A 15,225-nucleotide genomic window follows, 5' to 3' on the forward strand; every position below is an offset into this window, starting at 1 on the left:
GCAATGAAAAAATGGCTTATTCTTCTCGCTCTACCAGTTATCACCGCGCTGGTCTGGGCGGAAAACATTGCAACGCTGCGAAACGCGCCTTTAGATGAAAATCCAGAACCGCCCTATATCCCACAGGTACTGAACGAGGATATCAAGCGGGAACGGGCCTACCCTATGCAGCCTCCCACGATCCCGCACAAGATCGATAACTATCAGGTGGACCTCAATAATAATCAATGCATGCATTGTCATAGCCGGCACCGCATTGAGATATCGCAGGCGCCAATGGTTAGCGTCACCCATTATATGGACCGAGAGGGAAATTTCCTGGCGGAGGTTTCTCCACGACGCTATTTCTGCAATCAGTGCCACGTGCCGCAGACCAACGCCAAACCGCTGGTTGAGAACAATTTTAAGGACATACGGCAGATCATTCAGGATAAGCGTAAGGAGCAATAGCTATGAGAGCTATGCGCTGGATAAAGCCGCTATGGCGTACGCTCAATCGCCCAAGCGTCCACTTTTCTCTTGGCTTTCTGGTTATGGGAGGCTTCATAGGAGGCATCGTATTCTGGGGGGGCTTTAATACCGCCTTAGAAGCGACGAACGAGGAACGCTTTTGCATTAGCTGTCATGAGATGGAAAGTAACGTCTATCGTGAGCTTCAGGACACCATTCACTGGGCCAATCGCTCAGGCGTCCGCGCCACCTGCCCTGATTGTCATGTCCCCCACAATTGGACCGATAAGATCGCCAGAAAGATGCAGGCGTCCAAGGAAGTCTGGGGTTGGCTCTTCGGTACGATAAACACCAAAGAAAAATTCGAAGCAAACCGGCGGGAACTGGCTGAGCATGAATGGGCGCGTTTTAAGGCGAACAACTCTCTTGAATGTCGAAACTGTCATTCCGTCGAGTCTATGGACTTCACTCGCCAAAGCAAACGGGCTCGTGAGGCGCATGCAGGCTTCCTCGTTACTGGTGAGAAAACCTGCATAGACTGTCATAAAGGCATCGCCCATCGCTTACCCAACATGGCGGACGTAGAAGACTGGTAACCGTCAGCTCACGCCTGGCCTGTTATGGAAAGCTTCAAAGTTTCAATTAACCTTAAACTGCCCGGCCTGTTGGATAAGGATTGCGCTTACCTGGCGAAGGCTTTCGCATGACGACCTAACCTGGTCTATAGACTCCGAGTTTTCCTCCGCAATTACGGCGATGTTGCTGACGTTTTTGTTTATTTCTTCTGAAACCAAACTCTGTTGTTCTGAAGCCGTAGCGATTTGGTTATTAACGTCGTTGATTTCGGTAATGGACGTTATGACCTTGTCCAACGCATTCTCGACACGTTGCGTCTGTTCTTGCGCTCCACGCGCTTTATGGAGACTTTTTTCCATCGCGGATACGGCTGAAGAGGCGCCGGTTTGCAGTTTTCCAATCATCTCATTAATTTCCTGAGTGGAGTGCTGGGTTTTACTGGCCAAGGCTCTCACTTCATCCGCAACGACAGCGAACCCCCGCCCCAGCTCTCCCGCCCGCGCAGCTTCTATTGCCGCATTCAACGCCAGCAAGTTGGTCTGTTCGGCGATACTCTCTATGACCGTCAGTACGCTGCCGATGTTTACCGTCTCAGTTTTAAGCGCCTCGATCGATAAAGTCGTCCTGTTCATTTCGGCGGCAAGTTCATCCACTGTCAGCAATGTATTTTTCATGATAAGCCGTCCTTGATCAGAATCAGTGTCCGCATCAGCAGCGCATTGCGCAGCCCTGTTTGCATTTTGAGCAATTTCCTGCGCGGAAGCTGACATTTGGTTCATGGCGCTGGCGACTTGATCCGTTTCCTTTTGTTGATTCTGGGCGTTGTCAACGCTCTTCATCGCTGCGTTGGATAACTCATCCACAGAAAGAGTCAGCAAACCAATAGATGAAGTTACATTGGTGACTAAATTTCTGATTTTATCTACGAACGTATTGAACTGTACGGAAAGAGCGGCAAGCTCGTCCCGACCCTCCGTTTGCAGATAGACCGTTAAGTCTCCGTCGCCAGAGGCGATATCGCCCATCCTTTCTAAAGTTCTATTTAGTGGGTTCGTAACGCTGTTGGCGACGATCATGAGGATAAACAGTAAAAGGAGAATGATAATGCTCACCGTCACAAGCACTTCAATCATCTGCTGGAATAAAACAGCTTCGACATCATCGACATAAACCCCTGATCCGACTATCCATCCCCAGGGCTCGAAACCTTTCACATAACTGACCTTGGCCACGGGGTCCTTATGTCCGGGTTTCGGCCAATAATAAGGCACAAATCCAGCTTTATTTTGTTTCACCACGGAAACAAACTCTCGAAAGAGATAAACGCCATTCGGATCTTTTAAATCATATAATCTTTTTCCATTCAGCTCAGGCTTTATGGGATGCATGAGCACAGTATGATTGAGGTCGTTGATCCAGATATATTCGCTGCCGGCATAACGAATGCTCTCAATTGTACGCAGCGCCTGCTCACGCGCTTTGGCTTCCTCCAGCGTCCCATCCGCCGCTTTCTTCTGATACGAGGCGATGATGCTTATCGCTGCGTCGACCGCATTTCTGGCGCTTTCCTTTTTGCCGGCCATGAGATTTTTGCTGGCGTTAAAGTACGTCATTGTGACGACGGCGAAGAGACCAACAACGAAAAGGAACAAAATCAGGTAGAAGCGATGCCGAATGGTAATTTGGCGCAAGTAGCTCAACATTAAGACCCCCTTGGTAATGCGTAAGGGTTACAAGGTCATTGGTGGAGCCAGTCACCCAACGACTATGGAAGTCGTTCAGAATTGGCCTGTATATTTTTTAACCTTGTCGAATAACAAGGATGCTGACCTGGATCAATTCTGCAGCCATAAACTATTATTAACATGGCAATAATATTGGCATGTTAATAACACGGCGCAAGCATGCGCCTGCGCGGCGACGAGCCGGATTAATAATAGTATCTCTGTGGTTATTGAGACTCATTTTGCCTGACAAGAATTTTGACATTTTCCGTCTTGAAACCAATATATGACCCTGGAGTAACATCAGCATCGTAGTAGGAATTTATCGGGCCTGACGTATCAACGATCAATCCAGTAGTCTCATCGCAATCAATTTTGACAACTTTAACGGTAATCCAACATATCCCGCCATGGGATGTTAAAGTCACCATGTCTCCCAGATTTGGGGGGCTCTTTGAATCAAGCGGCGATTTCCCATATATGCTGATTAGTCCCGTTATTGGTATCCCATTTTTTCATCTGAAGTCTCGATTTTCCCTGCCTTCAAAACTGTCGTTGCGATTAACCTTAAAATCACATTTAAAGATGACTTGAAGGCCTGTTTCATTATCGTAGATCTACCGTCGCCTGCCGACGCTGGAATGTGATAGTTTGCAAATTGATTTATTCTCGCCACAAGTTCCATCAAGTTCCGAAAAGTATAAGAACTTTCACATTATTTTTCACTTAAGGATAATTACGGTTATAACGGTAACAAAATAAATTTGTGTGTTACCAATCCATTACCAGAAAGCATGATAAAGCGCCTTGTTGCTTTATCATTCCGTGCTATACCTAAACTAATCCAAGGAAAGACGTTTGACGAGTTATGGATATTTATATTGACTGAATAACATTCGGTAATCGCCATGGCTCAGAGTTCCGCCGTATTATTTGCCGATATTGCAGGCAGTTCCTGTCTATACAAGCAGATTGGAGATAAAAGAGCGAAGGAGGCGGTCTTCTCCTGCTTCTATCTTATGCAGCGTCTTGCCGAGGAGCACGGCGGGACGGTGGTTAAAACCATCGGCGACGAACTGATGGTGCGATTCCACACTGTGGATGAGGCTGTCAAGACCGCTTGCGCTATCCAAAGGGAACTGGAGCCGAGTGTGAATAGTGGTCCCGGTCTGTCAGTAAAGATAGGCATTCATTTTGGACCGGTTATTGTCGAGAGAAATGATATTTTCGGCGATACCGTCAATACAGCCGCCCGCATGGTTTCAATCGCCAACGCCAAACAAATTGTCGTTAGCGAGGAAGCCGCCGCAGTCCTGTCCGCCGAGTTCCAAGCTCAAATAACCACTTTTGACTGCGTAAAAATAAAATCATTCCAGAGAGACTCTATCCTGTATCTTGTCGACTGGCGTCAAAGCGGCGGCGACAGCGGCTTCTCAACCATGATCAGCTTTGACAATCATGATCTGAAATCGCATACGACCAGTAAGGGAATGCATTTGGTCTATCAGCGCAGGGATATTGTGCTGTCGCCACAGCTGGATAGCTTTAACGTGGGGAGAGACCAGGATATATGTGATTTGATATTGCAGGTTCAATATGCTTCCAGGAAGCATTTCTGGATTGAGTATCGACGAGGAAAGTTTGTTTTAGTGGATCACAGCACCAATGGAACCTGGGTCAAAATGGATGATGAAAAAGAAATTTACCTGAAACGCGAAGAACTGCCTTTGTGGGGACGCGGCGTTATAAGCGCCGGTCAACCCCTCGCCTGCAATCAGTCCCATCGCATCGAATTCTTTCACTGAAGACGCCATGCAGTCCTCCTGACACACGCAGTCATCCTGACACATACAGTCATCCTGACAAAGGAGGCGATTGCTATCTGAAGGCGGGCTATTCGCCAGAGGCGCTCGCTCTAATAATTCATCGGGACGTTGTGGATTTCTATAGCCGCCAAGGGGCGGGTCGTAAAGCTCATAGGGATCGGCCCCGGTAATACAACCTGATCCGGCTTCCATATAGGGAGAAAATATTGACGTGGGAATTTTTACCGCATAGTATTTGCGGGAATATTTACCTCTGACGGATTGCGCCGCCGGCGTCTCCCTTTGCACTGCCGATGGGCGCTTACAGGTAAATATAAAAAACGGCGCGGCAAGCTTCTTAGACCGACGCCTTCAATAACTTAAGGGAAAGAAACATGGCCAGTAAAAAGAGTCTTATCGCATCAGCAGTTCTATTGGGGCTGTTTTCGACAGTGTCACAGGCGAAAATCCTGTATCAGGCGGATTTTGAGCACACCAACATTAAAAAGTATGGAAATGGGTCCGGTAACTGGCCTCAGATATCTCAAAAAAGCGAACCTTCCTGCGATGGCGACCGCTCAATGAAAGTCGAACTGTACTTTGATCAGAAGAAAAATAAGTACAACTACCGGACGGAACTCACCAACATGCAACAGTTCCAGTTCGGCAAAGAATATTGGGTAAGTTTCGCGGCATTCATTCCCAAGAATTGGAAGAATGATGGTAAGTATGACGACATTATCATGCAGGTTCACGGCACGCCTGACACGAATCTGGGAGAACACTACCGCAACCCGCCCTTAGCGCTGAGCATTCAGGATGGGAAATGGGTGGTCGGCGTTCTGGCTGACACCCGTAAGTTAACTCCCAAACCCGGCAAAGGCGTCAAGAAGTACACTCTGAGCAAGAAATACGACAATATCGGCGCTGTGAACAAGGGTAAGTGGACGACCTTTGTGATGCAATTTAAAGCCTCCCCTCAGAAAGACGGCTACCTGAATGTATGGGTTGACGGTCGGCAAAAGGTAAAACACACCGGCGGCATATTTTTTAATGACGCCAAGGGGCCTTACTTCAAAGCCGGCCTATATAAGCCCGGCTGGAAGAAAGGAGCGAACTGGAGCGGACAAATGACCGTCGGCGGATACCGCCTGCACTACTTCGACGCTCTTAAAATCGGCGACCACAAATCATCCTTCAAGGATATGGCGGTTCAGTGCGGCTCCTGATCGCTCCCCTTCTCCGCAAACGAAGTTATTAACATGGCAGTACTCTCCCATGTTAATAATCAGGCGCATGAATGCGCATGCGCGGCGGCTAGCCGCGGGAGACAGGGCCTGACACGCGCAGGCCCTGTCGTTGCAGACAAATAAAGGAAGCTATTTTGCCTGATTAATAGAAACTGAAACTAAAGGAATTGATGCCGTCCCTGTATGTAGAATGCAATGTAGCTCAGGGAATCCAGGGCTTGAGGTATATTTTCCCTCGAAATCTATTTAGAATTCAGCGTTTATTACTGGCTGATAAAAAGGTTTGAGCTTGGCTGATTCCAATATTCCGACTGCGGTAAAAGAACCGCCCGCCGCCCTGAGTAAAGCGCTGGCCCACCTGCTGCGTCCCTTGGTGCGCCTTCTTCTGCACTTTCAGATTACCTACCCGTCTCTGAGCAATCTCCTGAAACAGGTTTATGTAGAGATGGCCGAACAGAGCTTTCCTTTGGATGGAAAGCCGCAAACGGACAGCCGCATCAGTCTGCTTACAGGCGTGCATCGCAAAGACGTCAAGCGGCTGCGCCACAGCCCGACGGAGCCCCCCTGCAATGCGACGGCTTCCTTGGGTTCGCAACTGATCGCCCGCTGGCTGAGCGAGAAGGAATACCAGCATTCCGACGGAACTCCAAAAAAGCTGCCTAAAGCCGCCGATAAAGGTCCCTCCTTCGCCTCCCTCGTCGCCTCCGTCGCCAAGCACGATATTCGCCCCGGGGTGGTGTTGGACGAATGGCTGCGGCTGGGGGCCGCTCATATTGACGAGGACGGCTCCGTCTGCCTGAACACGGAAGCCTTCGTACCGCAGCACGGGTTTGATGATAAAGCCTACTTTTTTGGTAAGCACCTGCATGATCACATCAGCGCCGGCGCCAACAACCTTCTCGGCGCCCTTCCTCCGCAATTTGACCGCGGCGTGTTCTACAACCGCCTGACGCCAGAGTCCATTGAACAGTTGCAGGGCTTGATTGAACAGCAGGCAAGCGCTCTATTGAAGTCAATCAATAAAGAAGCCAAAAGCCTGCAGGAGCAGGATAGAGGCAAGAGCGGAGCCAGACAGCAATTCAACCTGGGGGTTTATTTTTGGGTGGAAAAAGAACAGAAAAAGGAACGCGGTCAATGAAAACCAAACTGATTACTCTGCTTGCTATTGGACTATGCGTCAGCGCTGTCCACTGCGCCGCTGCTGTTAAAGTGAACGAATCCGGCGCGGAAGATGGCGAAATCGGCGGTATCGGCGGCACTGGCTACCGTAAATTCACCCTGCCTGAACAAACGGAACAATCCCCGGCGGAACAGGCGCGCGCCAAAGAAGCAGTCCTGGCGCCAGCCGCCTCCGGCAATACAGAGTCCCCCGAAGAAATAACGCCCTCGCCAGAGGGTGACGATGTTCTCGACGAACAGCAGAGGACGGAGAAAGCGCTGATAACTACAGACTATTAATCAGGCAGACAAATAGCTTCCTTCTATTTGTCTGCAACGACAGGGTCTGCACACGCCAGGCCCTGTCTCCCGCAACTCGCCGCCGCGCAGGCGCCTGATTATCAACATGCCAATATCAATGCCATATTAATGATGTCCACAGACTCCAGCGGACAGCCAGGATGACGCGTCCGCCTCAGCGTCCCGCGCCGCCTGATCTGAGGGGCTGAGCTGATAATCCTGCGGGCTTCTGTCGGCGCTCTGCGCCGCGACCACAAAACTGCTGTTATTATCCCGGACGGCGGCGGAACACTTGTCCCGCATCAAATCAGATACGTCCATAAACTGCAGCTCAACCTGAGACGCGCCAAGGTCTTCCGAGGTCAAACCGGCGTTGATGTCCAATACGCCATCGCCGCCGCCAACGGAGGAAACGTCTATCTGGCTGTCCCGGTCCGCCAGAAAAGAAGATCGGGCGTTGATATGGATGCGTCCGCCGTCTCCAGCGTTCGCCGTCGCTTCCACCTTGCCGTCGCGAACAAGAATAAAGTCCGCCTGCAGGAGAATATTACCGCCGTCGTGACGGCCGGCGGGCGTTTCCGCCCCCGCAGTGGTTGAGGCGGTAATGGAGGATTCGTCAATAACAAGCGTGCGCCCGGCCTCGATATTTATATCGCCGCCGCCAGCCTGGTCAGCCCGCGTGGCGATTACTGAGTTGTTCAGCAACACGTTCTCATGCCCGGCGATGACCAGACCGCCGGCGTCGCTGAGACCTTCCGAAGAGGAGGTGACAAGGGAGTCGGTGAGCGCGACGTTTCCACCGGAAAGGCTGATCGCGCCCGCTGCGCCGTTCTTTTCCGACTGAGAGACAATCCTGACGCCGGTTCCCCTTAGCGCTTCCTCCGTGCGAATGTCTATGCGTCCGGCGGCGCCGAGCCCCTGGCTTTCCGTGGACAACAATGCGCCGCCCAAATCCGCCTCTCCCGCTCGGATTTCTATATCTCCGCTGTCTCCGGGCTTCCACTTGATCACTTCTAAAGTTTCATTATCCTGCAACTCCGCATAGGTATTGCGGTAAGTGACGGAGCTGATCACCGCTTCCCGCCCCGCCTTGACGCGGCCCTGCGCGTCGATATTGATGGTTCCGGCTTCGCCAAGTCCGTGGCTGTCGGAAGCAATGTGCGCGTTATTTATGACTATGTCGCCGGTTTTAAAGCGAATATCCCCTGCGTCGAATTGGCTGAGATAGGAGCCCTCTTCATCCCGGTCTATCCCCAACAACCTGCCGGCGCTGCTGTAACTTGCCGTGGAAATCAATGTTGCGCCTTCAGCGGAGCCAATCGTAATCCCGCCGCCTTGCGTGAACACGCCGTCTTTTTCTACGCCGGTCTCAAAAGTGACGCCGCCTGAGCGCCCTCCTAATATCTGCGCGCAGGACGGACACGCGGCGGCGGCCTGGGAACCGCTGGTGGAGGTAATGGCGCTGTCGCCGCCTACGGCGATGGTATACGCGCGTAAGCTAATATCTCCAGCGTCCCCGGGAGCGGTATAGGAGTTGCTGGAAGTGTCTATGACGGAATCAAAAAAACGCAGGCTGCGGGCGGCGGTGAGTGAAATGTCTCCGGCGGTGTAGGCAGACCTGTCTGAAGTGGATAAAGTCGCGTGATTGGCTATGTCGAGATCCCGCGCGGTTATGGATATGCCCCCGGAAATATTTGTAGCGTCCCGGTTATCGCCATTGTAATCGGACCTCACGACGCCTCCATTCATATAAAACAGTCCTCCTGTAGACAGGGACACGCCCGCCAGGTCGCCGTAGTCCGCCGTTTGCCGCAAATCGGCGCTGAGCAGGCGCACGCCTTTATCGCCATGCAGGCGAACGCCGCCTACCCGCTCCGACTGCATGGCGATGCGGGTTTTATCCAGAGTTAAGGTTCCTGATGCATCGACGTTAATGTCCGCAGCGCTTTCAAGAGTGACGCTTTCGATAAACGTCGAATTCTCATTGACGATTGCAACGTCGCCGCCGCGAATGTCGACGGCGCCGGCGTGATATATTTTGTAGACGAGGCTGTTATGCCCGTCCAGGGTTTCGATATAACTGGTGCGTAACAGAGAGTCCACGAAGCGGATATTCGAACGCTCTCCCTCAATCATGACGAATCCCGCCGGAGAAGAAACCGGTGCGGAAAAGGCGACGGAAGCCGCTCCTTTCACTGACGCTATCAGGACGTTGAAGTAACTGGCCAGCTCACTGACCTCGTCAAAATCCAAGCCTTGGCTTTTAACGAGAAAGGTCGCCCCATTCACCGTCATGCCCTCTCCATCCGGACAATCGTTGCAGCCCGCAACCAGGGAGAAGACATATTCCCGTTCGCCCTCCTCACGCAGATTTAGATTGAATCGAGCGCCGTTGATGCGGATGGTCTTATCCAGCTCTGGATTATCAATAAAGCCAAACCCAGAAGGATCGCCCGTCATGGTGAAAATGTCTGCGCCGGGGGTGGCGGCGTGCAAAGCCGCGCCGTCGGAGAACTGAATACTGTCGGCGGCGCTCAAATAGAAGGAGCCGTTGACATTCACCGTCGCATTGTCGCCAAACACAACGCCATTAGGATTTATAAACCAGAAATTCAGTTTGTCAGGCGTGTTTAATTCCCCATCAATAAGCGAAGCGCTATTACCCGTTACTCGGGATATCAGATTTTTAATATCCGGCGACTCGGAAGTAAACGTAACCGATTCTCCGCCATTAATATTGAACGTGGTAAAACTATGAAAAAGATTACTGCCGACTTTGGTTCCGTCATTTTCGCCGATAACCGAGTTTCCGGACAATACATCGCCGGGTGCGCGGTCGCCGACGCTGCCGTCGAACACTATTTCCGCATGGCTCGGCTTCGCCAGAAACAATATATAAAAAGTGACAAATAAACACCTTTTAACTTTGACGATTTTCACTTGAATCCCCTATATATCGGACATTGACGCCGCTACAGCCAGCGGGTAGGCTATGTTACCTTTTTCAAGGGAGCGCGCCTATATGGCTGGCGCGTCAAACCCTGTACGGAAGCAACCTTTTATACTTCCAACTACAAAGGCGTCTATTTCATTTAAATATACTTTAATTGCTCAGCGGCAGTTGCTTATTCTAAATATTGAATACGCCGGGGACGCTTAAATATTTGATTGTCCGCCGGATTAATAACAGAACACTTATTCCAATAAATTGATTAATAACCCAAAGTGTTGCACTTATTCTATTAATTCAAGTTCTATTAATCCAAGATTTAGGGATGCGCCATGACCTCTTTCCATAAGCGGTTAATTATTATTTCATTCATCACGCTGTTAATGTCCGCCTGCGGCGAATCCACATCTACCCCGCCGTCGCCAAGCATCGCAGTCGCCCAGGAAACCACCACACCGGCCTCTTTTTCTCAAGTGGAGCTGATCGGTTCAGCAACTGCGTCCGGCGCGCCTATTACCCATATCAACTGGGCGCAAGTGCACCCTGAGACAGGTAAAGCTACGATAGAGTTGGTGTTTGAAAACGGTGAGTGGCGCCCTGTTGCGGGAAGCCTGACGGAAATAAGCAGAGCGCTGCAGGATGTAAGAAGCAGTGAGCTGAGTATAAAAATCAGGGCCCCGGAAGTCGCCCGCGAAGAGCGCGTCTACTATCGGTTCAGCGCCACTGACGCAAGCGGAAACAGCGCCTCAAAAATAGTGACGCTGGATATCCAACCGCTAAAAAACAGCGTCACCATAGCCGCTTTAAATTCTCGTTATGACGAATTGGACGAAAAGGCGGAGTTCCAGATAATCCTGGCCAGTCCGAGTAAACATAGCGTAAACGTGGGCTATGAAACCGTCGAAGGTGATGAAACCGGATCTCCGTCTGATGTTGACGGCCCTGCCGACGCCGACAGGGGCGATTTTGAATACACCCGCTCACAGGTCATATTTGCAGCGGGAGAAACGAGCAAAATCATCTCCATCGCCATTACTGACGATAATGTCGCGGAAACGGACGAAGTGTTCAGCGTCAAACTCACCGACGCCTCATCCAGCGGTTATGAGAACGTTCAGGTGGGAGCGCCCGGGTCAGCGGCGGTGGTGATCGCCAAAAATTTTTCTCTTCCAGGCTATGTCCGTTTCTTTCATGACTTTCAGGATATTCCCCTCGCCAGTCAGTCCGACGAAGCGCTGCAGTTATGGGACAAAGGCGGCAGTAACATGAGCGCCGGTTTTCACTACGGCTCATTGACCGCGCCGACGGAAACCGGTAACGCGTTCTGGAAAGTTCGGGCGAACGGCGATGCTGCGCTGATTGAGTTTCCTTACCCGGCGCGGCTGATTAAGTTCGCCATGCGCTCGCTTACGCAAGACGCTCAGGCGCGCATCGTTCTGGTGGATAGCGACGCCGCCGAGCTGAGCAGGAGCCTGGACGTCCCAAGCGCATCGTGGCGCGAGTTTGAATATCTGGCGCCGGAAGGGCGACTTATACAAAAAGTGAGACTGGACTCCACCGGTGAAGATCTTGCGCTGGACAATATCGAGTTTTACGCCAAAGTTCCTGAAGGCGCTATCCCCAAACCGTCGGGAAGAGTCTATATCCAAGGTAAAGGCGTGGAAGGCCGCGAGTCCGTTGTGATGGAGGCGGAGGATTACACCTGGAGCCTGCCTTCGCCCCACGGTAACAGTTGGACGCGGGTGCATGAAGGCGTCACCCATCACGCCGCCGGGGCCAGCGGCGGTTTCGCGATGCGCGCGCCGATGCAGTATGAAGGCTCCGACGAAGATTACTCGTCCCGCGCCCGTTTGGATTATATCGTCGACTTCCTGGACGCCGGCGTATATTACGTGTGGGTGCGCGGCGTGGGATTCAGCGGCGAGAAGAACGCCGTCAATGTCGGCCTTGATGGCGTGGGAGCCCGTGACGATAGCGGATTCAACCTGACCTTCGCCAGCCGTGGAGTATGGAGTTGGGGCAGTGATCCCACTCCTCCGCCCGAACCCGTGCCCGGCCAAGTGAAACGCTCAGTCACCGTAGCCGCGCCGGGCCTGCATACCCTTAATCTATGGGTGCGCGACGCTGAGATTATTGTCGACAAGATTCTGCTGGTAAAAAGCAACGACGGCGATGACTACGAGCCCCCAAGTTACGAGCCGGATTACGCCGGCCCCGCGGCGGTGCGAACTTTTTCGCAAAGCGCTGATGGCCGCGTCATCATTCAGGCGGAACAGATAGGGGGCGTCACCTCCGGCAACGGGCAAAGTTGGCGGTTAGTCGCTGACGCGGGCGCCGATGAGGGGTACGCCATGCAGGCGACTCAGTTGGAAGGCGAAACGGTGGACCAGGGCTCGCGCAACGCCCGCATGGATTATCAGATCAACTTCACCGGCGTCGGCGACCATTACGTATGGATGAAAGGCTATAGCGAAGAGGGTGACACCGATACGCTATACGTTGGCCTTAATGGCAAGGTAGTCGCGGAAATGCGCTTCCCCCATTATCAATGGAACTGGACCCGCAAACAGGATAAACCGATAAAGATACCCGCAACCGGCGTGCATACTTTAAACCTGTGGATGAAAGAAGCCGGCCTGAAAGTGGATAAAATATTGCTTACCTCCGACCGAGACGAGGCGCCGACGGACTAGAACGCGGGAGACAACGCCTGACATATGTATGCAGGTCCTGTCCTCTCAGACAAATAGAAGGAAGCTATTTGTCTGCCTGATTAATAATAAGTTCTCTCCAGCGGCGCCAGGACGAAACGCTCACATCCAGGCTCCGATCAGCAGAAAAGGCGCCCACAGGCTGGGATGACTGGAGCCCGGGCGGCTCAACATGCTCACCTGAGCCTTCCGCAGCGCCTCTGCCTTGCTCTGCCCGGAATTGTTCAAGTGAGCGTAGAACTCGCCGATCAATTGCGACGCCGCTCGATCGTTGATAAACCACAGCGTAGCCAACGCGCTGCGCGCGCCCGCTTTGATCGCCACCCCGGCCAGACCCAGCGCCGCCTGATCGTCTCCGACAGCGGTCTGGCAGGCGCTCAGCACCAGCAGGTCCAGGGGAGCGCCGGTATAACGTCGCAATCCCACGCTGTCCTGCAGACTGTCCAAGGTTAGTCTGCCGTCATAGGTCAGCAGAAAAGACTTAGTGTGGTCGCTGTTAAATTCCGCATGCGTGGCGAGATGGACGATGGAGTATTCGCCTTGGGCTATTTCCCGTTTGACGGCCTTGAGCACGAAGTCCTTATCCTGAATGCGACGCGCCGGGAACAAGGCTTCGATGCGCCGCAACTCCGCGGCGACACCGGGTATCGGGGCGAATCCCTGGGCGCCGGCCGCCAGTCCACCGGCCAGGACGCGCACGCCGTCGCGCTGAAACGGCGCAGGTTCGGTGAGGGTCATTCCGGGGGTTGTGGCGATGGCGAACTGCTCTATCAGAAAGGTCTGTCCGTTATGCAGGGCGGCGAAGGGTATGGTGCGCAACGAAGCGTCGGGGACGACTATCAATGTGCTCACATTCTGCCGTTGCAATTCACTCTTGACTGGCTCGATGAACAACGAATACAACTTTTGGGCCGGCGCCAGGTAACCGGCGCCGGAACTATAAGCCTCAATCTGGGTGCGAAATTCAATGGTCAGCGCCTGCAACTCGGAAGCGTTCACCTGCAAGGTGAACTGCCGGGCCCCGTCCGGCATTAGCACTATCAGCTCGGTGCGGTCCGCCAGGGAGACGGGATAGAAAACGGCGCCTCCTCCCGCTATTTCTGTGAGTTTAGTCTGGCGCTCCGGCAGCGCCATGCACTCGCTGTTAAAGTGGTTCTCCACTTCCGCCAGCTTCATGGACTCCAGCGCGTCCATCACTTCCTGCAGAATGCTCTGTTTACCCTCGGCGTCCGTCATTGCCGCCGAACGCGCCAGCATCATATCCGCAAATCCGTAATAAAGCGGACGGATCACCTCCCTGAAATTTACCAGGGAATGGTCCTGCACCCTACTCTGGATACGGTTGAGGGAGGCGATCGCCTGACGATAACTGCGCACCGCGCCGACGCTGTCTCCGGATTGCCGAAGCAGAAGGGCCATACGCCACTGCCATAGATACAGGCTCTCCTCGGCGCCGACTTCCTGGGCTGCGAACAGAGCCCGGCGGGTGTAATCCAACGCCTCCTCCACCCTGCGCTCTTGCTCGTACAGTTGTCCGATATAACCCAGCGCGTAGCTTTCTTGCGCTTTATTGTCAGCCCGGCGCGACATTGCCAGCGCCTTCTGCAAAACCTGGAAGCTTCGTAAACGATAATCCGCGGCGTTCAGACGCGCCCCCGCCTCCAGATACAGTCTGCCAAGCCGTAACCACTGAGGCGTCGCCGCCGGGGCGTCGCCTAAAAGCGCCAGATCCTTCGCATTCGAAGCCAGGGAATCAGCAAGCGTTCCCCATTGACCATGATCCAGATACGCACGGGTTAAGTTCATTCCGGCCCGCACCCGCAGTTCCAGATCTTCGGCCACGCTCGTCATAGCGTACGCCTCTTTAAAAAGCGCGATGGCGCGAAGCGGTTCACGGCGGGCGATTTTGACCAAGCCCAGGTCATTCGCCGCAGCTGCTTTCAAGGGGCCGTCATCCGCCAAGGTCAGCGCCTGCGTCAATAAGCTTTCCGCCTCCTCCCACTGTCCTGTCGCGTAGCGCAGCGCCCCATACGCCCGCCACAGACGCGCCCGCATAGTACGATCAGATAACTGTCCGGGCAGCGTTGGATTGTTGTTCGCCAGCTCAACGGCTTTATCGAGCCGCCCCTCGTTACGGTATGTCTCCAACTCCCGCAGGAGGGTCTCCGCCTGTGCGGCTGAAGTTGGTTGCCGCGCCATGACGTCAGCGCATGCAATAAGCGCCAATAGACTGGCGATAAGACATGCTCTATGGAGTTTCCCGTATGCAGCCATGGCGTTTATCTTGATCACTCGACTCTG

Annotated in this window: 10 protein-coding genes; 7 read left to right on the top strand and 3 right to left on the bottom strand. The window is 53.0% G+C overall.

What is annotated here, in order from left to right; all coding sequences use genetic code 11:
* The first annotated feature begins 3 nt into the window (after positions 1 to 3).
* Positions 4 to 450: a nitrate reductase cytochrome c-type subunit gene (locus tag HCH_RS15110; protein ID WP_011397187.1), complete on the top strand. Its 447-nt coding sequence runs from the start codon at positions 4 to 6 to the stop codon at positions 448 to 450.
* A 2-nt stretch (positions 451 to 452) separates the two neighbouring features.
* Positions 453 to 1,046 carry a NapC/NirT family cytochrome c gene (locus HCH_RS15115; RefSeq protein WP_011397188.1) on the top strand — a complete coding sequence of 198 codons (594 nt, stop codon included), beginning with the start codon at positions 453 to 455 and terminating at the stop codon, positions 1,044 to 1,046.
* Positions 1,047 to 1,088: 42 nt separating this feature from the next.
* On the opposite strand, the gene HCH_RS15120 is transcribed toward HCH_RS15115, so the two are convergent.
* The gene (locus HCH_RS15120) at positions 1,089 to 2,729 is read right to left on the bottom strand and encodes a methyl-accepting chemotaxis protein (protein WP_011397189.1); all 1,641 of its coding nucleotides are present in this window, start codon (positions 2,727 to 2,729) and stop codon (positions 1,089 to 1,091) included.
* A gap of 929 nt (positions 2,730 to 3,658) precedes the next feature.
* On the opposite strand from HCH_RS15120, the gene HCH_RS15130 reads away from it, so the two are divergent.
* The 4 genes from HCH_RS15130 (at position 3,659) to HCH_RS15145 (ending at position 7,263) form a co-directional block, all read left to right on the top strand.
* Positions 3,659 to 4,555, top strand: coding sequence for an adenylate/guanylate cyclase domain-containing protein (locus HCH_RS15130; RefSeq protein WP_011397190.1), 897 nt, complete (start codon positions 3,659 to 3,661; stop codon positions 4,553 to 4,555).
* Between the two features lie 395 nt (positions 4,556 to 4,950).
* On the top strand, positions 4,951 to 5,784 hold the full coding sequence (locus HCH_RS15135) for a polysaccharide lyase (protein WP_011397192.1): 834 nt from the start codon (positions 4,951 to 4,953) through the stop codon (positions 5,782 to 5,784).
* A gap of 310 nt (positions 5,785 to 6,094) precedes the next feature.
* Positions 6,095 to 6,943, top strand: a complete 849-nt coding sequence (locus HCH_RS15140) for a DUF6502 family protein (protein ID WP_011397193.1) — start codon at positions 6,095 to 6,097, stop codon at positions 6,941 to 6,943.
* Positions 6,940 to 7,263 carry a hypothetical protein gene (locus HCH_RS15145; protein ID WP_011397194.1) on the top strand — a complete coding sequence of 108 codons (324 nt, stop codon included), beginning with the start codon at positions 6,940 to 6,942 and terminating at the stop codon, positions 7,261 to 7,263. Before HCH_RS15140 ends, HCH_RS15145 begins: the two co-directional genes overlap by 4 nt.
* A gap of 126 nt (positions 7,264 to 7,389) precedes the next feature.
* On the opposite strand, the gene HCH_RS15150 is transcribed toward HCH_RS15145, so the two are convergent.
* Positions 7,390 to 10,203, bottom strand: a complete 2,814-nt coding sequence (locus tag HCH_RS15150; RefSeq protein WP_011397195.1) for a filamentous hemagglutinin N-terminal domain-containing protein — start codon at positions 10,201 to 10,203, stop codon at positions 7,390 to 7,392.
* 342 nt (positions 10,204 to 10,545) lie between these two features.
* On the opposite strand from HCH_RS15150, the gene HCH_RS15155 reads away from it, so the two are divergent.
* Positions 10,546 to 12,906 (top strand): Calx-beta domain-containing protein, encoded by a 2,361-nt coding sequence (locus tag HCH_RS15155; RefSeq protein ID WP_011397196.1) that lies wholly within the window; start codon positions 10,546 to 10,548, stop codon positions 12,904 to 12,906.
* Positions 12,907 to 13,026: 120 nt separating this feature from the next.
* Here the strand turns inward: HCH_RS15155 and HCH_RS15160 are convergent, their stop codons facing one another.
* Entirely contained in the window at positions 13,027 to 15,216 is a 2,190-nt protein-coding gene (locus HCH_RS15160) for a CHAT domain-containing protein (RefSeq protein ID WP_148212582.1), read from the bottom strand.
* Positions 15,217 to 15,225 lie beyond the last annotated feature (9 nt).

Source organism: Hahella chejuensis KCTC 2396 (assembly GCF_000012985.1).
Lineage (GTDB): Bacteria > Pseudomonadota > Gammaproteobacteria > Pseudomonadales > Oleiphilaceae > Hahella > Hahella chejuensis.

What these genes read in the sequence shown, in the direction of transcription:
- HCH_RS15110 (WP_011397187.1), top strand. Translation starts at nt 4, where the DNA reads ATGAAAAAATGGCTTATTCTTCTCGCTCTACCAGTTATCACCGCGCTG.
- HCH_RS15130 (WP_011397190.1), top strand. Translation starts at nt 3,659, where the DNA reads ATGGCTCAGAGTTCCGCCGTATTATTTGCCGATATTGCAGGCAGTTCC.
- HCH_RS15155 (WP_011397196.1), top strand. Translation starts at nt 10,546, where the DNA reads ATGACCTCTTTCCATAAGCGGTTAATTATTATTTCATTCATCACGCTG.
- HCH_RS15135 (WP_011397192.1), top strand. Translation starts at nt 4,951, where the DNA reads ATGGCCAGTAAAAAGAGTCTTATCGCATCAGCAGTTCTATTGGGGCTG.
- HCH_RS15115 (WP_011397188.1), top strand. Translation starts at nt 453, where the DNA reads ATGAGAGCTATGCGCTGGATAAAGCCGCTATGGCGTACGCTCAATCGC.
- HCH_RS15120 (WP_011397189.1), bottom strand. Translation starts at nt 2,729, where the DNA reads ATGTTGAGCTACTTGCGCCAAATTACCATTCGGCATCGCTTCTACCTG.
- HCH_RS15145 (WP_011397194.1), top strand. Translation starts at nt 6,940, where the DNA reads ATGAAAACCAAACTGATTACTCTGCTTGCTATTGGACTATGCGTCAGC.